We start from the raw sequence: 18,566 nt of genomic DNA on the forward strand, positions 1-18,566 counted from the left end.
CGTTATTGCAGGCTGCTGAGTCCGTTGGTGTTCACGCCGCCGTTGATGACGAAGATGTCGGTGGGCTTGAAGGTGCCCCCGCTGAAGTTGTTGACGTTGATATCGTCGGCCGCGCGGCCGTTCGATGCGCCGCCGCTGCGGTTGTCCCGCGGGGCTTCGCCAGCGCTGGCCGTGGTGCCGTTGCCGTACTGGCCGCCGGTGGTCGGGGCGACGGAGACGTAGTTCACCGTGTTTGGCGTGCCCGGCGGAACGGCGTTGCTGCCAAGGGCGGGCGTGCCCTGACCGGTCGGGCCGTTGCCGACCGCTACGTAGTTGAGGCTGTCAGGCGTGGCGACCGGCGGCGTGCCGGCCGGCAGGGCCGCGGTGTTGGTCAGGAACTGCTGCACCTGCACCGGCTTGGGCAGGTACTGCTGCGGATCGGACGGCAGGCTGTTGTTGATCGTCAGCACGCCGTCGGTGAAGGTGATGGCGTAGTTGCTGGCAGTCAGGCCCTGGGGCGTGATCGCGTAGCGACCGGCGCTGGTGGCGCCCTGGCTGTTGCCGCCGTAGCCGAGCGTGCCGCCCAGCACGGTGGCCGATTCGCCATTCACGAAGCCGCTGAAGACGACCCCGTTGCCGCCAGCGTACGGCACGCCGTTGGCGTCCTTGCTGGCGTTGTTGGCGGTGACGCTGAGCGGGGCCGGGGTGATGGTCAGCGCGGTGCCGTTGCCGGGCGCCTGGACGAACACGTAGTTGCCGTTGTTGGCGCTGAGGCCACCGCCGCTGATCCCGTGCCCGCCGGCATTGCTGGCCACGTTGGCGGCAGTGCTGAAGGCGAGGCTGCCGGTGGTGGCGCTGGCCAGCGTCTCGCCGCCCACGAAGCCGCTGACCGTGCCGGTGAAGGCCGGGTTGTCGGCGCCGTAGCTGCGGGATGTGGCTGCGGCGGTCAGGGTCAGCTGGGCCGGGGTGATGTTGGCGGTGAGGGGCGAGGTGACGCCGGTGATCTCGTAGTTGCCGGCATCCGTGCTGCCGAGGCTGAGGCCGCCGAGGTTGGCGGCGACGGCCTTGCCGGTGCCGACGTTCTTGGTGTCGAAGCTGCCGGTGGTGGCCGAGCCGTCGAGGCTGACCGCGTCGCTGCCCAGCACGCCGTCGAGGCTGGCGGTGCCGCTGAGGGTGGCGGCAGTCGTGGCGTCGTAGGTCTTGCTGTTGGCGGAGAGGCCGGAGATCGTCAGCGCGGCTTTGGTGATGGCGGCGGTGAGTGGCGCGGTGACGCCGGTGATCTCGTAGTTGCCGGCATCCGTGCTGCCGAGGGACAGGCCAGCAAGGTTGGCGGTGACGGCCTTGCCGGTGCCGACGTTCTTGGTGTCGAAGCTGCCGGAGGTGGCTGATCCGCCGAGGCTGACCGCATCGCTGCCCAGCACGCCGTCGAGGCTGGCGGTGCCGCTGAGGGTGGCGGCAGTCGTGGCGTCGTAGGTCTTGCTGTTGGCGGTAAGGCCGGAGATCGTCAGCGCGGCCTTGGTGATGTCGGCGGTGAGCGGTGCGGTGACGCCGGTGATCTCGTAGTTGCCGGCATCCGTGCTGCCGAGGGACAGGCCAGCAAGGTTGGCGGTGACGGCCTTGCCGGTGCCGACGTTTTTGGTGTCGAAGCTGCCGGAGGTGGCCGAGCCGGTGAGGCTGACGGCGTCGCTCCCGAGCACGCCGTCGAGGCTGGCGGTGCCAGTGAGCGTTGCGTCGGTGGTCGCGTCGTACACCTTGTTGTTGGCGGACAGGCCGGAGATCGTCAGCGCCGCCTTGGTGATGTTGGCGGTGAGGGGCGAGGTGACGCCGGTGATCTCGTAGTTGCCGGCATCCGTGCTGCCGAGGCTGAGACCACCGAGGTTGGCGGCGACGGCCTTGCCGGTGCCGGCATCCTTGGTGTTGAAGGTGCCGGTGGTTGCCGAGCCGGTGAGGCTGACGACGTCGGTCAGCAGCACGCCGCTGAGGCTGGCGGTGCCGGTGAGCGTTGCAGCCGTCGTGGTGTCGTAGGCCTTGTTGTTGGCGCTGAGGCCGGAGATCGTCAGCGCTGCCTTGGTGATGTTGGCGGTGAGGGGCGAGGTGACGCCGGTGATCTCGTAGTTGCCGGCATCCGTGCTGCCGAGGCTGAGGCCGCCGAGGTTGGCGGTGACGGGCTTGGCGGTGCCGACGTTCTTGGTGTTGAAGGTGCCGGTTGCGGTACCGCTGACGGAGACCGAATCGGTCAGCAGCACGCCGTTCAGGGTCGGGGTGCCGGTGAGGGTGGCGGCGGTGGTGGCGTCGTAGGTCTTGTTGCTGGCGCTGAGGCCGGAGACGGTGAGCGTGGCCTTGGTGATGTCGGCGGTACCGCTCGCCAGGCTGTAGTTGCTGGCGATGCCGTTGCTGCCGTCGCCGAGGGCGAGGGTGCCGAGGGTGACCGCCTTGCCCGTGCCGACGTTCTTGTTGGCGACGGTGCCGCTGCCGGTGAGGGCGAGGTCTTCGCCGACGACCACGTTGTTCAGCGTGAAGATGCCCGAGGCGACGGTGTTGGTGGCGTCGTAGGTGCGCGAGCCGCTGAGGGTGACCGGGCGCTGGGTGATGCTGGCGCTGCCGGTGAGGGAGGTGCTGCCCGACAGGCTGTAGTTGCCGGCGTCGGTGCCGCCGAGGGTGATGCCCGAGACGTTGACGCTCCAGGTGCCGACGTTGGTGCCGGAGAAGGTGCCGGCGGTGTAGCTGAACACAAGGTTGTCGCCGCCGACGACGCCGCTCGCCGAGACGGAGGCGGTGTTGTTGCCGTCATAGACCTTGTTGCTGATGACCGCGCTCAGGGGCTTGGGGGTGATGCTGTAGCTGCCGTTGCTGAAGTAGCCGACCGCGTAGGTGGTGCCGCCCGAGGTGTAGTTGAGCGGATCGCTTGCGGTGGGGCTGACCGACGGGTAGCTGCCGACGTTCTTGCTGGCGGTGACGAAGCCGAGGGCGCCCAGGTCGCCGGTGGCAAAACCGACCGGGCCGCCGAGGGAACTCAGGGTGAGGCCGGTGGCCGTGGTGTTGCCGTCGTATTCCTTGGTGCCGCTGCTGGTGAAGATGTAGAGGGGCACGGTCGACATGTTGACGACCTGGTAGCCCGCCCTGGTGTAGCTCTCGTTGCCGCCAGGGATCAGCAGCGTGCCGCAGTTGGGGTAGGACGAGCCGCAAGGCGGGGTGATGGTGAACTCCGCGAGCTTGCTGGAGCCGTTGATCAGGAACAGCAGGTTGGCAACGGAGGGGCCGATGAACTGTACGCGGGCCTGGTTGCCGTTGTTCACGAGGCCCAGGGCGCCCAGCGGGTCGATGGTGTTCTGGGCGTCGACGCGGATGTTGCCGGTGGTCTGGGACGTCTTGAAGGTGGTGACGGTGCCGGAGTTGGCTTCCACGCCGAAGCCGAATTCCTTGGCGTCGCCGGTGCTGACGCCGCTCATGTAGATGCTGCCGCCGCCCGAGTCGACGGTGGCGCCGGACTTCACGTAGACCCCGCCCTTGGTGCCGTCGTAGCTGGCGGTGGTGGCGTTGGAGCGGCCGTTGATGGTGATGTCGCCGCCGCGGGACTGGATGCTCTTGCTGGTGCCGATCAGGACGGCCGGGTTGCTGCTGTCGAGGTTGAGGGCGTAGCCGGTGCCGTACGATTGGGCGGTGGTCAGGCTGCCGCCGGCGCCACCAATCCGGATCCAGCCGCCGTTCGAATCGAGGTTGCCGTTGATGTTCACGCCGCCGGTGGTGGCCGTGGCGCCGTTGGCGGCGCTCAGGTTGATGTTCAGCACGCCGGCGCTGGCGGTGATGTTGTTGTTGAGGATGATGCTGTGGTCGGCCAGCAGCGTCAGGGTGGCGGTGCCGGAACCCGTCTTGGTGATGGCGTTGGAGACCGTGATGTCACCCACGCCGCTGCCGGTGGAGCCGTAGCTGGCGTCGTTGCTCTGGGTGGTCACGGTCACGCTGGTGCCGCCGCTCAGGGCGGTGCCGATGGTGCCGGCCGCGGCCGCGCCGATGGTGTAGTTGTACGGATCGACCAGCCAGGTGCCGCCGGTGCCGCGGGCGGCGCTGGCATTGATGGTAAGGCCGGGCAGGTTGTTCATGCTGGCGGCCGAGGTTTCGATGAAGCCGCCGTCGCCGCCATTGGGCGCGCTGGCGTCGAGGGTGCCGCCGGCGTTGAGGGTGCCGTGCTGCATGTCGGCGATCAGGCGGATCTCGCCCTTCTCGCCGGTGGCGAGGGTCTGGGCTTCGATCACGCCGGTGTTGTTGATGACGGCGCTGGTCAGCGCGTTGGCCGCTCTGGTGGTGAGATAGACGAGGCCGCCGTCGGCGCGGATGGCGCCGCCGTTCTCGACCAGTGCGTCGATCGCGCCCTGGGTGATCTGCAGCTTCACCGGGCCACCGAGGTCGAGGGTCACTGCATTGCCGGCGCCCAGCAGCACGTTGCCGCCGGTGGCGGTGAGGCTGCCGTCGTTGATGACCCGGGCGGCGATGAGGGCGATGCTGCCGCCGTTGGCCGCGGTGATGTTGCCCTGGTTGATGACGGCGTTGCTGCTGGCGCCCTCCAGGCGGTAGTTGCCTTCAAGGAAGTCCTTGTTGCTCATCCCAAGCGTGGAGGCCACGAGGCCGCCCACGTTCACCTGGGCGGTGGGCGTGAACAGTACGCCGTTGGGGTTGAGCAGGAACACCTGGCCGTTGGCCGACAGCGCGCCCTGGATCACCGACGGGTCGGAGCCGAGCACGCGGTTGAGCGCCACCGACGTGCCGGACGGCTGGACGAAGTTCACGCGGCGGCCCTGGCCGATGCTGAAACTCTGCCAGTCGGTGGCGAGCTTCGCGGTGTTCTGGGTGATGGTGAGGGTGTTGCCACTCTGGCTGATGGTGCCGGCGCCTGCGACGATCTGCCCGCCTGTGGGGAGATCGGCGGCGCCCACGGCGCCCGCTGCGGCTACGCCCAGGGCGACCAGCAGGGCGCACCCGGCGCGCGAGGCCTTGCCCCGGCTTCTGGTTGTTTCGGCGACCGCCACGAAGGCATTGGTGCGGTCGTTCCAGACCAGCCGGTAGGTGTGATTCAGGGACGCTCGTCGCATGTTGGGTTCATCCTCGACCAAATGTGCGCGCACCGGGGGCGGGAGTGTGGCCTTGATTCCAGGCGCGCAATGGTTATGGCAAAGATGCGATTACGACACGACAGGTCCGGTCTTTATGGCTAAATTGATTTTTTTGATAAAAACATCAAATTTGCTCATTCTGGGCGGCGCGAAGGTGGTGGCGAGGGCCGTCGGGGGGCTGTCATGGCCTGCGGACCCTATCCTTTGCCCCTCGCGTCCGCCACCGATGGTGGGCGATGGTCTTGATGTGTGGAGCAAATCTGAATGGCTGCGCCCGGTTTTTTCAATGTGGACGTGGATCGTCTCGACACCTGGACCCGCTATCGCAGCGGGCTCTGCGACGCCTGCGCGGCCAACTGCTGCACGATGCCGGTGGAGGTCCGGCTGGTGGATCTGGTGCGCCTGGAGGTGGGGGATGCCTTCGAGGCCGAGCACGAGGCGCCCAAGCAGATCGCCCGGCGCCTGACCAAAGCCGGGTTGTTCGGGCATTTCAATTTCCGCAACAGCATCTTCACCCTGGCCCGGCGGGCCAGCGGGGATTGCCTGTTCCTCGATGCCGTGTCGCGGCGCTGCACGGTCTATGAGCAGCGCCCCGACATCTGCCGCAAGCACCCGCAAGTGGGGCCGCGGCGGGCTAGAAGCTCCAGCCGTAGCCCGCGTAGGCGAGAGGCTGGATGCGGGTCTCGACGATGGGGCTGTCGGCCTGGGCGCCGCCGAGGCGGGTGATCGTCAGCCCGAACAGCACCGAGCCGTTGCCGCCCGTGCTCCAGGCGCCATTGACGCCGGCCTGGAGCTGGGTGCCCGAGCTGGCGGTGTAGGCGGGGCGGTCGGGGGTGGCTTCGGCGGGGGAGACGCCGAAGTAGTAGTTGTTCATCTTGCGGTTGTTCCAGGTGGCGCCCACCAGACCATTCACGCGCAGCGCCTGCCCGCGCACGAGGGCCCGCACGAACTGCAGCTGGACGTTCTGGCCGTTGCTCGCCGAGGTGGCGTCGAAGCCCCACTGGGCGTTGAGGGTGCCGTAGTCGGTCTGCCAGCGCAGGGTCGGGCCCACGTCGACGGCGAAATCCCGGTCTTCCATGCCCTTGGTGCGCCGGCCGTCCTCGGCTTTCCAGCCGAAACGTGCGTCGGCCGACAGGCCGAAGCGCAGGCGTTTGTCGTCGGAGTCGAGCAGCCATACGCCGGCGCGCAGGGCGTTGATGTAGAAGCGGTCGCCATAGCTGGCCTGGATGATGGGCAGCACCCGGGTGCGCAGCTGGTCGGAGCCGGACGTGGCCGGCATGACGCCGACGCCAAAGCCATAGAGGTTGCGGACGTGGGGGACGGCGGATTCGGTCTGGTGATCGATCCGGTCGGTGGCAAGGGCGGGGAGGCTGGCGGCCAGGGCGAGGGCGCCGAGTGCGGAGCGGGCTGGATGTCGGAGCATGGCGGTTCGGGTTGATTGGTCGGGATCTGGTCGGAGCGTCGGTGGCGGGCTTTGGTTCCCGCTGCCGGATGCATCGCGCATGAAGCTTACATCAGCACGAAGCCGTCTGGCCGGAGTGGCTCGGGCAGGGGCGTGATGCCCCGGTAGCTGGCCAGGTCGATCTCGATGGTGCGGGTGATGGCGTCGAGGGGGAGGTCGTTCTGGGCGGTGCCGAAGGGCTCTTCCAGTTCGTCGCCGAGGGCGTCCAGCCCGAAGAAGGTGTAGGCCACCAGGGCGGTAAGCAGCGGGGTGGCGTAACCCAGCGAATGCACCACGCCGAAGGGCAGCAGGAAACAGAAGATGTGCGCCGTGCGGTGCAGCAGCAGGGTGTAGGCGAAGGGCAGCGCGGTGTGGCGGATGCGCTCGCAGGCGCCCTGGATGGCGGTGAGCTGGTTGATGTGCTCGGCCAGCGCGCAGTAGGTGATCGAATCGAGCCGGCCGGCCCGGCGGGCGTCGCACAGCAGGGCGGTGATCAGGCGCAGGATCGCATCCGGCACGTTGTGGCTGGTGGCCACGGCGGTGTGCTCGGCAGCCGTGAGCTGGGGCGCGGCCGCCGCGGCGATGGGGCGGTCGCGCAGGCGGGCGGTGAGGGCGAGGATGAAGGCGGTGGCGAGGCGCAGCAGGGTCTGGCGCTCCTCGCGGCCGGCGTCGTCGGTGGCCAGCAGCGCGCTGTCGCGGGCCAGGCAGCGCATCACCACCAGCAGGTTGCCGTAGTGCTTGCGGGCTTCCCACCAGCGGTCGTAGCAGGCGTTGTTGCGAAAGCCCAGGAACAGCGACAGGGACAGCCCCAGGAAGGTGAACGGGCCGGTGGCGAAATCCGGAAAGCGCGGGCCGAGGAATTCGGCGGTGCTGGTGACCACTGCGGCCACCACGGTGACGAACAGCACCTGGGGCAGGATGAGGGGAATGATGGAGCCCTTCCAGATGAAGAAGAGCTCCCGCATGCGCGGGCGGGGGCGGACGATCATGGGCGATGGGGCCTTGCGAAGGATGGGCCCGGCGCGCCGGAGTGGCGGGGGCGGGGCGCTACTTTAGCGCGTTGTGGTGCGTTGCAGCACGATGGGCCGGTGCTTCCGACCGGCCCGTTGCGGATCCGTGGGTGCAGGCGCGGGCTTCGGTGCGGCGGAAGACGAGCCCGCCAAAGGCGCCATAGGCCCGGTCATTGGTGGTGGGGATTTCGGCGACCTGCGCGTAGATGCCGGTGTCGCGGACCGCCGCGAGGAGATCGGGGCCGCCGGGCCAGTCGGTGCGGCTGGTGGTCATCAGCACGTCTGGCGGGCAGCGCAGCAGGGCGTCGCGGAGGGCTGGGCCGGAGAGCCCGAGTTTGATGAGGGTCGCGCTCAGGTTGGCGAGTTCGGGCGCCGGCGGCACGTGGCCGGTGAGCGGGTAGAGGGTGAACATGAAGCCGCTGATGGCTACCGTGCCACCGGGCGGGGTTGCCTGGCGAATCGCCTGAGCGGCCAGCAGGTAGTTGGTCTTCTCGGTAAAGCTCGCCGGCCAGTCGCCCGTCTGGAAGCTCGCCAGGGCCTCCCGGGTCTGGGGCCAGTTGGCGCTGAGGGGGCCGAGTCGCGGGATCACCATTGCCAGGAGGGCGATGCCCAGGGCGCCGGCGGCCAGGTTTCGCCGCATGGCCGGACCGCCCTCGCAGGCGTTGCGCCAGCCCAGGGCGGCAAGGCCCGCGAGGCCCGGCAGGCACACGCCGAAGTGATACGGAAAGCCGATCTTCGATGCGGGCTCGATCAGCGGGATCAGGGCCGCGGCGAGCCAGAAGGCGAGTCTGGGCAGGCTGGTGAGCCAGCTGCCGCCCAGGCTGCGGGCCAGGGTGACGACGAGCCCGACGCCCGCCACGATCAGCGCCACCGTGCCTTCGCGCAGGGCCTGGCCGCCGTAGTTGAAGAAGAACTCGACGCGCTTGTCGGCGATGGCAGCATAGACCAGGCCGGCATCCCGGTAGCCCTCGAGGGTGGCGGCAATGCCGCCGCGGGCGGCGAGGATCGCGCCGGTGATCAGCAGCCCCGCGCCGGCGGCACCCACCACCAGCCGGCCGAAGGCGCGGGTGCCGTGGCCAACCAGCACCGCCAGGGCGCCGAGGGCCATCAGCGGCAGGAAGGTCTCCCGCAGCAGTACGGCCACCGACAGCAGCGCGCCGACGCCGAGCCAGCGTCGGGCGGTGGCGTTGGCAGGCGCGGTGAGGCCCAGCCAGAGGGCGGTGAAGAGCGGCAGGTAGGCCGCGTGGATGCTGTTCTTGAAACCGTGCTGGGTGAAGGTCGGGTGGTTCATCGTGAACAGGAAGAGCAGCGCGATGAGCAGCGCGCCCAGCCGGCTGCGGCTTTCCACCTCGACCACCCGGTAGAGCGCGTAACCCGCCGCGACCGCGACCAGCATATCCACCAGTCGCAGGGCGATCATCGGGTTGGCGCCGAAGGCGAACACCCAGTTGACCAGCAGCGAGTAGAACATCAGGGGCCCGGTGTCGGGCAGCCCGTGCCCTCCCGCCAGGCTGGCGTGCATGATCTGGGCGTAGTAGGCCTGGAAGCCTTCATCGGTGGTGGGCAGGCCACCGACCACCATCAGCCGGGGCAGCGCCACCGCCAGGAGCGCGACGAGGATGACGACGAAGGCCGGGGTGCGGGGGAAGGCCGGCGACGAGGTGCTGCCGGAAGTCATGCCTGAGTACATAGGATTCCCGAAACGATGAGAAGGGCGCCCACCCAGAAGCGGGGGTGGAGCTGTTCGCCGAACAGCCGTCGGCTGCCGAGGGGGACGAGCAGGTAGGCGCCTGCCGCAAAAGGCACCAGCTGCGACAGGGGCAGGGTTTGCAGGGCGAGCACCACGAGCCCGATGGACAGCAACTGGAGACCACCCGCCGTGCCCAGCCGGAGCAGGCGTTGCAGGCGCCCGCCGGGCAGCGCCGCCCCTTTCATGAAGAGCTGGGAGACGCTGCTGCAGGCCAGGGACGACAGGCACAGACCGAGTTCGGCGGGGCTCACGATCGCGTCACGCTCCGGCTGGTGAGCACCACGCCGGCCAGGATCAGGGCCATCCCGAAGGCGTAGCGGCCAGTGAGCGCCTCGGCAAAGAGCGCGGCGCCCGCCAGCGGGGTGAGGACGTAGATCAGCGCCGTCCAGGGATAGGCCACCGACAGCGGCAGCCGGCGCAGGGTGAGCAGCCAGCAGCCGATTCCGCCGGCCGAGGCGCCCAGCGCGGCCCACAGCCACGGGTTGCGCATGAAACCTTCCACGGCGCCGGGGTGGGCGGACGAATGCTGGCCGGCCATCTTGAGCAGGATCTGGGAGATGGTCATGCAAAGGATCATCCCCGCGAGGCTGGCGACGGATCTCATTTGCGCGCGACGATGATGCTCTGGCCGCAGGCGATGTCCCGCACCAGGGGCAGGCTTTCGACGACGGGCTCGACCACGCGAAGGGCGCGGGCCATGGCGTCGGGGCAGAAGAAGGGGACCAGGTTGAGCACACGGCAGCTATGCACCCGCAGGCCGGCGGCGGTGAGCCAGTCGCAGATCAGACCGGGGCGGAAGGAGCGTTCCTCGTGCTCGATGTGGTAGCGGGAGAAGCGCTCCAGCAGCTTGAGCACCGGGTTGTTGCCGTTGGGTTCGAGGACGACCACGCTGCCCTCGAAGGCGGCCAGCCCGGCAAGGGCGCGGGCCGGGTCGGGCAGGTGGTGGAGCACGCCGCGGATCACGATGCAGTCGAAGCGCCCGGGGACGAGGTAGTCGTCGAGGGCGTAGATGTTGCCGACCTCGAAGCTCACCTTGTCGGCAACGCCCATCGCCTGGGCGCGTGCCCGGGCGGCGTCGATGGCGACCGCGGCGGGGTCGAGCCCGACGACCTGACGCACGCCGAGGGTGGGGAATTCGACGGTGTAGGCGCCGTCTCCGCAGCCCAGGTCGAGCACCGAGGCGCCGCGGAAATCGAAGGCTTCGGCGATGCTGCGGCTGATCCGCGCATTGGCGAGGCGCGCCGACAGGCGGTCGCCGGTGTAGGCGTAGGCGCCCTGTTCGCGCACGTCTTCGTCGAAGCGGCGGACGTTCTGCTTGGTGGTGGGGGGCGGGGTGTGGGTCATGGGTTCAGCGGGGCTTGATGCCGACGGCCAGCATGTTGCCGACGTTCATGGCGAGGCTGCGGTCGGCGAGGCCGAGGCGCTGGAGCAGGCCCAGGAGGGCGTTCTTGATTGCGGCGGGCAGCGGCGTGAGGCGCAGCCAGTAGCGCAGCGGGTAGGCGTTGCGGATGGGGCGCAGCTCGATGGCCTCGAAGCCGGCCCGCTGGAGCAGCTCGCGCAGCGCCCGGGGGCTGAAGAGCTGCAGGTGCTCCACGTCGATGATCGGCGAGCGCAGGCCGAGCAGGCGGTTGAGGGGCGCGCGCCAATCATGGACGACGACGGCCAGCGCGCCGCCGGGCTCCAGCAGGGTGTGGGCGCTGGCGACGAACTCGCCCGGGTCGGGCAGGTGTTCGAGGGTCATGAAGGAGCAGATCAGCGAGGGCGTCTCGCCCGCGAGCAGGCTGGCCGAGAACATGCCTTCCCGCAGCAGCGGGCGCACGGCGGGCGGGGCGGCGTCGATGGCGGCGCGGGACGGCTCGATGCCGATCACCGGCGCAAAGCCCTGGGCCCGCAGCCACGGCAGCAGTGGCCCGCTGCCGGCGCCCACGTCTACCGCCGCGTGGCGGCCAGGGAGGCGCTGGATGTGGGGCGCGAGGGCGTCGGCGTAGGTGCGGGCCGCGGCCTGGGCCTCGGGGCCGGAGTCGAAGCCAGCGTCGGCGTAGGCTGCGTGGAGGCTGTCCGCGGTTGGCGGCGAAGGGGCGTATACGAGATCGCAGGCGGTGCAGCGCACCAGGCGCAGGCACATGAACTCCGGCGGCTTGCGGGAGGCGTAGGTGAGCGCGCCGACGCGCTCGGGGTCGATGCGTTCGTCGGCAAAGGGGGCGTGGCTGCGGCCGTGGCAGACCGGGCAGGCGCGCTCGAGGCTCATGGCTGCCCTCGCGGATCGGCAGGGCGGATCTCGCCGCGGACGATCAGGCTGCGCCGGATGAAGGCCGGCCGGGCCTTGGTTTCTTCGAAGATCTTGCCGATGTATTCGCCGAGCAGGCCGATGCCGAGCAGGGTGAAGGAGCCGAAGAACATCACCAGCAGCGACAGGAAGGTGACGCCCTTGGGCACCGAGTCGGCGTCGAAGATGCGCACCAGGATGCTGAAGATCGCCAGCAGCACGGTGGCGAGGCAGGTGATGCCGCCGGCGGCGGTGAGCAGGTGCAGGGGCATCCGGGAGAACGAGAAGATGCCCTTCTTGGCCCAGCCGATGTTCTTGATCCAGTTGTTGGTGCTGACGCCGAACATCCGCTCGGGCCGCAGGTAATCCACCCCTTCCTGGCGGAAACCCACGTAGGCGCGCAGGCCGCGCAGGAAGGCGTCGCGCTCCTGGCACTGGAGCAGCCAGTAAACCACGCTGCGATCAATCAGCGAGAAGTCACCCGCGTCCTTCGGGACGGGCACCTCGCTCATCGCCGCGAAGAGCCGGTAGAAGCCCCGGTAGCAGGCTTCGAGGAGGATCGGCATCTCGCGCTTGATGCGTCGGCCATAGACCACGTCGGCCCCGGCACGCCAGCGCTCCACGAAGGCCTCGATGAGCTCGGGCGGATCCTGCAGGTCGCCGTCCATCAGCACCACGGCCTCCTTGCTGGCGATCTCCATCCCGCTGCGGAAGGCTGCCTGGGAGCCGAAATTGCGCGAATGGGTGATGCCGATCACGTGGGGATCGCGGGCGCTGATCTCGCGGATCACCTCGGCGGAGTCGTCGGGGGAGTTGTCGTTGACGAAGATGATCTCGTAGTCGAGCCCCAGGCGCTGGCACACCGCCACCAGGCGCTCGTGCATGATCGGAATGGCCTGGCCATCGCGATAGCAGGCGATCACTGCGGAGATGGAGTTCTTCTCCTTGCGGGGCTGGGTGCGTTTGGTGAGCCGGGTGAAATCCGCCGTGGCGAGGTGAGCCTGCCACCAGTCGCGGGTGCGCGCGAGCCCGTCGGCGAGCCCGACCTTGGCCGACCAGCCGAGCAGGCGCTGCGCCTTGGTGGTGTCGGCGTACCAGTTGTCGGTGTCCCAGGCCCGGCCGGCGGCCGGGTTGAAGCGCGCCTCGGCGGTGAGGCCGAAGCTTGCACGGGCCAGCTCGGCGAGCGCCGCGAGGGTGGTGGGCTGGCCACTGCCGATGTTGATGGATTCGCCCGCGAGCTCGGGGCCCATCAGAATGGCGGTGTCGGCAAAGGCTTCGACCACGTCGTCCACGTGGATGAAGTCGCGGCTAACGTCGGCCCGGGCGAACACCGGGAGCTCGCCCCGCAGGCTGGTTTCGCACAGCACGGGGATGAGGCGCGAGCTGTCCTCGAAGGGGCCATACACCGCGTAGAGGCGCAGATTGACCACCGGCACGCCACGCACCTTGCCGAAATACGCGATGGCCGCGCTGGTTGCTGCCTTGCTCACCGCGTAGTGGCTGTTGGGCACGAGGGCGGCATCTTCGGCCGGGGCTGCCGAGTTGAGCCCGTATTCGGACGAGCTCCCGGCATGGACGAAGGCCGCCAGATCCATTCCGGCTACTTCTTCCATCAGCCGGATGAAGCTGAGGTAATTGGTGGCGTGGATGCGCTCGTGGTCCTGCTCGAAGGAATAGGCGCCGAAGGACGAGCAGTCGAAGATCGTCCGGGGGGCGACGCGGCGCAGCACGGAGCCAACGCTGATCGGATCCTGCAGGTTGAGGAAGGCGATGTGGGCCGAGGGGATGCCATCGAGTCGCCAGGTGTCGCCGGAAAAGACGGTGCCGGTGACGTCGGTGCGCACGGCCAGCAGGCGACGCAGCAGGTTGGCGCCGATGAAGCCGCTGGCGCCGAGGACCAGCACGGGGCCGGTCAGATTTCTGAGCTTGTCGTCGAGGTTCATCGTGTCAGCTGGTGACCATCGCGCGGATGGAAGGTGCGTCGAGCCCGCACTGGGCCCGGTGGAAGGCCTGGGAGCCGAAACGCCCGGTGGGATAGCCGAGGGCCGGACGGTGAATGAAGCGCCCGGTGCTGACGCCCTGGCTGGCGAGGGCCAGCGTCAGGTGCATCCCGAGCCCGCCCTGGGCCACGTGTTCTTCGAGGACGTAAAGGGGCTGGCCCGCGATCTGGTCGATGAATTGCGCCGGGATGGCTGCCGCGTCGAACTCGCACACCGCCCACACGGCCGGGCGCTGTTCGACGGGAAGATCGTCCAGGGCCTGCCATGCAAGGCCGGCGAGGGGGCCCAGCGCCGCGATGGCGCCGCGGCGGCCGGGCAGGATCTCCCGCCACGCGGCATAGGCCGGAACGGGCCGGCCCGCCGGGCGGACGTCGTAGCCCAGGCGCAGATAGGTGGGCGCATCCAGCCGCGAGAGTTGCGCGGGCAGGTCGTCGTCGAAGGCCGGGACGAGCACCCGTACGCCCAGGGCGTTCATCGCTGCGCAGTCTTCGAGGGCGTGATGGGTCGGGCCCATGTGGCCGTAGGCGTAGCCGCCGCCGTTGCCGACGAGGCACACCGGCAGGCCTCCCAGGCACAGGTCGTTGCGGATCTGCTCGAAAGGGCGGGCGTAGCAGAACGGGGCGATGCTGTAGACGATCACCCGCAGGGATTCCCGCGCCAGCCCTGCGGCCACGCCGATCATGTTCTGCTCGGCCACGCCGGCATTGACGAAGCGGCTACCAAAGGCGGCCTGGACTTCCTCGAGGGCCATGAAGCCCAGGTCCCCGGTGAGGAAGAACCAGTCGTCGTGATTGCAGTGGGCCACCACGGCGTCGGCGAAGGCCTTTCTCATCGCGCACCCTCCTGTTCGAGGGTGAGGCGTGCCGCCGCGTACTGGGCCTCGGACAGGGGGAGGTAGTGGGATTCGAGGGAATCCTCGAAATGCAGGCCGCGGCCCTTCACGGTGTCGAGGATCAGCACCCGCGGAGTGTCTTCGGCAGGGGCAGCGAGGGCGCTGGCGATCGCATCGGGATCGTGCCCGTCGGCCTGACGCACGTCGGCACCGAAGGCGGCGATGCGCGGGGTGAGGTCGTCGCAGGAGATCACGTCGGCGGTGCGGCCAAAGCCCTGGAGGCCGTTCTGGTCGATGAGCAGCGTGAGGTTGGTGAGGCGCTGGTGGACCGCGAAGCTGAGCGCCTCCCAGCAACTGCCCTCCTGCCACTCCCCGTCGGAGCACAGGCAGAACACCTGGTGGTCGAGCCCACGGTGCCGGGCCGCGAGGGCCAGACCGGCAGCCAGTGACGGCCCATGCCCGAGGGAGCCGGTGGAGAACAGCAGCCCGGGAATGCCGGTGCCGCTCGGGTGGCCGGGGAGCAGGGTGTCGTCGTGGATGAAGGTGCGCAGTTCGGTCTCGGAGATGCGCCCGAGGCTCCACAGGGTGGCGTACAGGGCGCCCGCGGAGTGACCCTTGGACAGCACGAAGCGGTCGTCCGCGCCCATCACCCGGTGGTGGAGGGTCATCAGCGCGTCGATGCACGAAAAATTGCCGCCCAGGTGCCCGCAGTTTGCATCACGGTGTAGCTGCAACAGGCGGAGCTTGGTTGTCCGAAGGACATCCGGGAAATGGGGCATGGGCGACAAGTTTGGGCAAAGATCGTGAAATTTTAACGTATACCGTCCGAGTTCCTTGCCGCGCCGGCCGTGACGCTCCAGGTAAAACGACGCTGATCCTCCTTCTTTGCGTTAAAAGTCCGGGTGTTATAATCGCCGGCTGAAAAATTCCGCCCGCCCCCGGTGTTGCGCATGCAACTCTTTGCCCTCGGACTCAACCATCACACTGCGCCGCTCTCGATTCGGGAGCAGGTGGCCTTTCGGCCAGAACTCCTCGGGCAGGCGCTGGGTGATTTCGTGCGGGCAAAACCGGTGAAGGAAGCGGCAATCCTCTCCACCTGCAATCGCACCGAGCTCTACTTCGCCACCCAGCAGCCCCAGCACGCGGCCGACTGGTTTGCCGAATACCACCGGGTGGCGCTGCAGGATCTGTCGCCTTACTTGTATACCTTTCCCCAGCGCGACGCGGTGCGCCACGTGTTCCGCGTGGCCAGCGGGCTCGATTCGATGGTGATCGGCGAGCCGCAGATCCTCGGCCAGGTGAAGGACGCCGTGCGCCACGCCGAAGAGGCCGGCACCCTTGGCTCCACGCTGCACAAGCTGTTCCAGCGCACCTTCTCGGTGGCGAAGGAAGTCCGCTCCACCACGGCCATCGGCGCCAACATCGTGTCGATGGCGGCGGCGGCGGTGCATCTGTCCGAGCGCATCTTCGAGAGCGTGCGCGACCAGCGCGTGCTGTTCGTCGGCGCTGGCGAGATGATCGAGCTGTGCGCCGCCCACTTCGGCGGCGAGCAGCCCCGCAAGCTGACCATCGCCAACCGCACCGCAACCCGCGCCGAGGCGCTGGCTGCGCGCTTTGGCGCCGAGGTGCTGCGGCTCGACCAGGTGGGCGAGGCCCTCGCCGGCTACGACATCGTGGTCTCGTGCACCGGCAGCCCGCTGCCGATCATCGGCCTCGGCATGGTCGAGCGCGCCCTCAAGGCCCGCCGGCATCGCCCGATGGTGATGGTCGATCTGGCCGTCCCGCGGGATATCGAACCCGAAGTTGCGGCTTTGGACGACGTCTTCCTGTACACCGTCGATGACCTTGCCAAGGTCGTCGATTCCGGCCTCGAATCGCGCCAGCAGGCGGTGGTCGAGGCCGAGAGCATCATCGACCAGCGGGTCGACGGCTTCCTCCACTGGCTCGACACCCGCGGCACCGTGCCGACCATCCGCGCCCTGCGCGAGCACGCCGATCACCTGCGCCGGGCCGAGGTCGAGCGCGCCGTGCGCCTGCTCGCCAAGGGCGAAGACCCGGCCAAGGTCATCGAGGCCCTCAGTCACGGCCTCACCAACAAGCTCCTCCACGCCCCCACGCGCTTCCTCAACGAAGCCGACGGCGCGCCAGGCGACTGCGCCGAACTCGTGCAGCGCCTGTTCAATCTCGACAAGAACCACTAGCCCGCCCGGGCGCCTCACCTGCCCGCCGCCGCGGGCCGAACCACCATGAAACAGCGCATCCGCGACAAGCTGGAAAACCTTGCCGACCGTCTGCAGGAGCTCGACCGCCTGCTCGCCACCAGCGAAGCCGCGGCCGACATGGACAACTACCGCAAGCTCACCCGCGAGCACGCCGAGATCACGCCGGTGGTGGGCCTGTACCGGGATTACTGCCAGGCGCTGGAGGACGAAGCCACCGCGAAGGAGCTCCTCGCCGACCCCGAGATGAAGGAGCTCGCCGCCGCCGAACTCGAATCCGCCCAGGAAGCCCAGGCCCGCATCGACGCCGAGCTGCAGACCGCGCTGCTGCCCCGCGACCCCAACGACGAGCGCAACCTCTTCCTCGAAATCCGTGCCGGCACCGGCGGCGACGAAGCCGCGCTGTTCGCCGGCGACCTGCTGCGCATGTACACCCGCTACGCCGAAGGCCAGGGCTGGCGGGTCGAGATCATCTCGGCGAGCGATTCCGAGCTGGGCGGCTACAAGGAAGTCATCGCCCGCATTGCCGGCAACGGCGCCTACAGCAAGCTCAAGTTCGAATCCGGCGGCCACCGCGTGCAGCGCGTGCCGGCCACCGAAACCCAGGGCCGCATCCACACCTCGGCGTGCACCGTGGCGGTGATGCCCGAGGCGGACGAAGTGGGCGATGTCGAGCTCAATCCCGCGGATCTCCGCATCGACACCTTCCGGGCCTCCGGCGCCGGCGGCCAGCACATCAACAAGACGGATTCGGCGGTGCGCATCACCCACCTCCCCACCGGCATTGTCGCCGAGTGCCAGGACGGGCGCTCCCAGCACCAGAACAAGGCCTCGGCCCTGCGCGTGCTGGCGGCGCGGATCAAGGACATCCAGGTGCGCGAGCAGCAGGCCAAGGAGGCCGCCACCCGCAAGAGCCTCGTCGGCAGCGGCGACCGCTCGGAGCGCATCCGCACCTACAACTACCCCCAGGGCCGGCTTACCGACCACCGCATCAACCTCACCCTCTACAAGCTGGATGCAGTGATGCAGGGCGATCTGGGCGAAGTGATCGCGGCGCTTACCGCCGAACACCAGGCCGAGCTCCTCGCCCAGCTGGCCGACGAGAATGGCTGATCTGCCCGCCACCGTCGGCGCGGCGCTGGCCGCGGCCCGCGGGCGCATCCCGGCGAGTGAAGCGCGGCTCTTCCTGCGGGAGATCCTCGGCGTGACCGCCGCCCGCATCGCCGCGTATCCTGAAGATGCGCTCACGCCCGAACAGGCCGAGCGTTTTGCCGATCTGCTGGCGTGCCGCGCGGCCGGCGAGCCGGTGGCCTATCTGCTGGGCGTGCGAGAATTCTACGGGCGGGATTTCCAGGTGAGCCCCGCGGTGCTGATCCCCCGGCCCGAGACCGAGCTGATCGTCGATCTGGTGCGCGAGCGCGTGCCGGCGGGCGCTGCGCTGGCGATCCTCGATCTGGGCACCGGTAGCGGCGCGCTGGCCGTCACGCTGGCGCTGGAGCTGCCGTCGGCCACCGTCACGGCCGTCGATTTCTCGTCCGCCGCGCTGGCGGTGGCCCGCGCCAACGCCGAGGCCCTTGGCGCCCGGGTGCGTTTTGTCGAGAGCGACTGGTTTGCCGCGCTGGCCGTGGGCGAGCGCTTCGAGGTGATCGTCAGCAACCCGCCCTACGTGGCCGATGGCGATCCGCATCTGGCGGAAGGCGACGTGCGCTTCGAGCCGGCCAGTGCCCTGGCCTCGGGCCCGGCGGGGCTGGACGACATCGTGCGCATCGTGGCGGCCGCGCCGGCCTTTCTGACGCCCGGCGGCTGGCTGTTGCTTGAGCACGGCTACGATCAGGCCGCTGCAGTGCGCGAGCTGCTGCTGGCCGGCGGCTTTGCCGAGGTGGCGTCGGCGCGGGATCTGGCGGGGATCGAACGCATCACCCTTGGCCGCCGCCCTTGACGTGACCGGCGAGCGGGCCTAG

15 protein-coding genes are annotated in these 18,566 nt (G+C 69.1%); 4 read left to right on the forward strand and 11 right to left on the reverse strand.

Annotated elements, in window-relative coordinates; translation table 11 throughout:
- Nucleotides 1–2: 2 nt before the first annotated feature.
- Nucleotides 3–5,066, reverse strand: coding sequence for a beta strand repeat-containing protein (locus QQK25_RS04265; protein ID WP_284186823.1), 5,064 nt, complete (start codon nucleotides 5,064–5,066; stop codon nucleotides 3–5).
- A gap of 285 nt (nucleotides 5,067–5,351) precedes the next feature.
- On the opposite strand from QQK25_RS04265, the gene QQK25_RS04270 reads away from it, so the two are divergent.
- Nucleotides 5,352–5,813 (forward strand): YkgJ family cysteine cluster protein, encoded by a 462-nt coding sequence (locus tag QQK25_RS04270; RefSeq protein ID WP_284186824.1) that lies wholly within the window; start codon nucleotides 5,352–5,354, stop codon nucleotides 5,811–5,813.
- On the opposite strand, the gene QQK25_RS04275 is transcribed toward QQK25_RS04270, so the two are convergent.
- The 10 genes from QQK25_RS04275 to QQK25_RS04320 form a co-directional block, all read right to left on the reverse strand.
- Complete coding sequence (locus QQK25_RS04275; protein WP_284186825.1) at nucleotides 5,722–6,510, reverse strand: MipA/OmpV family protein; 789 nt, start codon at nucleotides 6,508–6,510, stop codon at nucleotides 5,722–5,724. The two genes, QQK25_RS04270 and QQK25_RS04275, sit on opposite strands and share 92 nt — an antisense overlap.
- 86 nt (nucleotides 6,511–6,596) lie before the next feature.
- Nucleotides 6,597–7,517, reverse strand: coding sequence for a bestrophin family protein (locus QQK25_RS04280; protein ID WP_284186826.1), 921 nt, complete (start codon nucleotides 7,515–7,517; stop codon nucleotides 6,597–6,599).
- Between the two features lie 58 nt (nucleotides 7,518–7,575).
- The gene (locus tag QQK25_RS04285; protein WP_284186827.1) at nucleotides 7,576–9,216 is read right to left on the reverse strand and encodes a hypothetical protein; all 1,641 of its coding nucleotides are present in this window, start codon (nucleotides 9,214–9,216) and stop codon (nucleotides 7,576–7,578) included.
- The gene (locus QQK25_RS04290) at nucleotides 9,213–9,539 is read right to left on the reverse strand and encodes a DMT family transporter (RefSeq protein ID WP_284186828.1); all 327 of its coding nucleotides are present in this window, start codon (nucleotides 9,537–9,539) and stop codon (nucleotides 9,213–9,215) included. The genes QQK25_RS04285 and QQK25_RS04290 overlap by 4 nt, the downstream gene beginning before the upstream one ends.
- Nucleotides 9,536–9,853 (reverse strand): DMT family transporter, encoded by a 318-nt coding sequence (locus QQK25_RS04295; protein WP_284186829.1) that lies wholly within the window; start codon nucleotides 9,851–9,853, stop codon nucleotides 9,536–9,538. Before QQK25_RS04295 ends, QQK25_RS04290 begins: the two co-directional genes overlap by 4 nt.
- A 35-nt stretch (nucleotides 9,854–9,888) precedes the next feature.
- Nucleotides 9,889–10,632 (reverse strand): class I SAM-dependent methyltransferase, encoded by a 744-nt coding sequence (locus QQK25_RS04300; protein WP_284186830.1) that lies wholly within the window; start codon nucleotides 10,630–10,632, stop codon nucleotides 9,889–9,891.
- 4 nt (nucleotides 10,633–10,636) lie between these two features.
- Nucleotides 10,637–11,536, reverse strand: a complete 900-nt coding sequence (locus QQK25_RS04305) for a class I SAM-dependent methyltransferase (protein ID WP_284186831.1) — start codon at nucleotides 11,534–11,536, stop codon at nucleotides 10,637–10,639.
- Nucleotides 11,533–13,497, reverse strand: coding sequence for an NAD-dependent epimerase/dehydratase family protein (locus QQK25_RS04310; protein WP_284186832.1), 1,965 nt, complete (start codon nucleotides 13,495–13,497; stop codon nucleotides 11,533–11,535). Before QQK25_RS04310 ends, QQK25_RS04305 begins: the two co-directional genes overlap by 4 nt.
- A gap of 4 nt (nucleotides 13,498–13,501) precedes the next feature.
- Entirely contained in the window at nucleotides 13,502–14,386 is an 885-nt protein-coding gene (locus tag QQK25_RS04315) for a transketolase family protein (protein WP_284186833.1), read from the reverse strand.
- The gene (locus tag QQK25_RS04320; RefSeq protein ID WP_284186834.1) at nucleotides 14,383–15,120 is read right to left on the reverse strand and encodes a thiamine pyrophosphate-binding protein; all 738 of its coding nucleotides are present in this window, start codon (nucleotides 15,118–15,120) and stop codon (nucleotides 14,383–14,385) included. Before QQK25_RS04320 ends, QQK25_RS04315 begins: the two co-directional genes overlap by 4 nt.
- 216 nt (nucleotides 15,121–15,336) lie before the next feature.
- Here QQK25_RS04320 and hemA point away from each other — a divergent pair, with 216 nt between their 5' ends.
- Genes hemA through prmC form a run of 3 tightly spaced genes read left to right on the forward strand, consistent with a single transcriptional unit; the run spans nucleotide 15,337 to nucleotide 18,544 of the window.
- Nucleotides 15,337–16,587 carry a glutamyl-tRNA reductase gene (gene hemA / locus QQK25_RS04325; RefSeq protein ID WP_284186835.1) on the forward strand — a complete coding sequence of 417 codons (1,251 nt, stop codon included), beginning with the start codon at nucleotides 15,337–15,339 and terminating at the stop codon, nucleotides 16,585–16,587.
- Between the two features lie 45 nt (nucleotides 16,588–16,632).
- Entirely contained in the window at nucleotides 16,633–17,718 is a 1,086-nt protein-coding gene (prfA, locus tag QQK25_RS04330; protein WP_284186836.1) for a peptide chain release factor 1, read from the forward strand.
- On the forward strand, nucleotides 17,711–18,544 hold the full coding sequence (prmC, locus tag QQK25_RS04335; RefSeq protein WP_284186837.1) for a peptide chain release factor N(5)-glutamine methyltransferase: 834 nt from the start codon (nucleotides 17,711–17,713) through the stop codon (nucleotides 18,542–18,544). The genes prfA and prmC overlap by 8 nt, the downstream gene beginning before the upstream one ends.
- Nucleotides 18,545–18,566: the final 22 nt, after the last annotated feature.

This window comes from Zoogloea oryzae, from assembly GCF_030161255.1.
Classification (GTDB): Bacteria; Pseudomonadota; Gammaproteobacteria; order Burkholderiales; family Rhodocyclaceae; genus Zoogloea; species Zoogloea oryzae.

What these genes read in the sequence shown, in the direction of transcription:
- prmC (WP_284186837.1), top strand. Translation starts at nt 17,711, where the DNA reads ATGGCTGATCTGCCCGCCACCGTCGGCGCGGCGCTGGCCGCGGCCCGC.
- hemA (WP_284186835.1), top strand. Translation starts at nt 15,337, where the DNA reads ATGCAACTCTTTGCCCTCGGACTCAACCATCACACTGCGCCGCTCTCG.
- QQK25_RS04310 (WP_284186832.1), bottom strand. Translation starts at nt 13,497, where the DNA reads ATGAACCTCGACGACAAGCTCAGAAATCTGACCGGCCCCGTGCTGGTC.
- QQK25_RS04295 (WP_284186829.1), bottom strand. Translation starts at nt 9,853, where the DNA reads ATGACCATCTCCCAGATCCTGCTCAAGATGGCCGGCCAGCATTCGTCC.
- QQK25_RS04315 (WP_284186833.1), bottom strand. Translation starts at nt 14,386, where the DNA reads ATGAGAAAGGCCTTCGCCGACGCCGTGGTGGCCCACTGCAATCACGAC.
- prfA (WP_284186836.1), top strand. Translation starts at nt 16,633, where the DNA reads ATGAAACAGCGCATCCGCGACAAGCTGGAAAACCTTGCCGACCGTCTG.
- QQK25_RS04280 (WP_284186826.1), bottom strand. Translation starts at nt 7,517, where the DNA reads ATGATCGTCCGCCCCCGCCCGCGCATGCGGGAGCTCTTCTTCATCTGG.
- QQK25_RS04305 (WP_284186831.1), bottom strand. Translation starts at nt 11,536, where the DNA reads ATGAGCCTCGAGCGCGCCTGCCCGGTCTGCCACGGCCGCAGCCACGCC.
- QQK25_RS04300 (WP_284186830.1), bottom strand. Translation starts at nt 10,632, where the DNA reads ATGACCCACACCCCGCCCCCCACCACCAAGCAGAACGTCCGCCGCTTC.
- QQK25_RS04265 (WP_284186823.1), bottom strand. Translation starts at nt 5,066, where the DNA reads ATGCGACGAGCGTCCCTGAATCACACCTACCGGCTGGTCTGGAACGAC.
- QQK25_RS04285 (WP_284186827.1), bottom strand. Translation starts at nt 9,216, where the DNA reads ATGACTTCCGGCAGCACCTCGTCGCCGGCCTTCCCCCGCACCCCGGCC.
- QQK25_RS04270 (WP_284186824.1), top strand. Translation starts at nt 5,352, where the DNA reads ATGGCTGCGCCCGGTTTTTTCAATGTGGACGTGGATCGTCTCGACACC.
- QQK25_RS04275 (WP_284186825.1), bottom strand. Translation starts at nt 6,510, where the DNA reads ATGCTCCGACATCCAGCCCGCTCCGCACTCGGCGCCCTCGCCCTGGCC.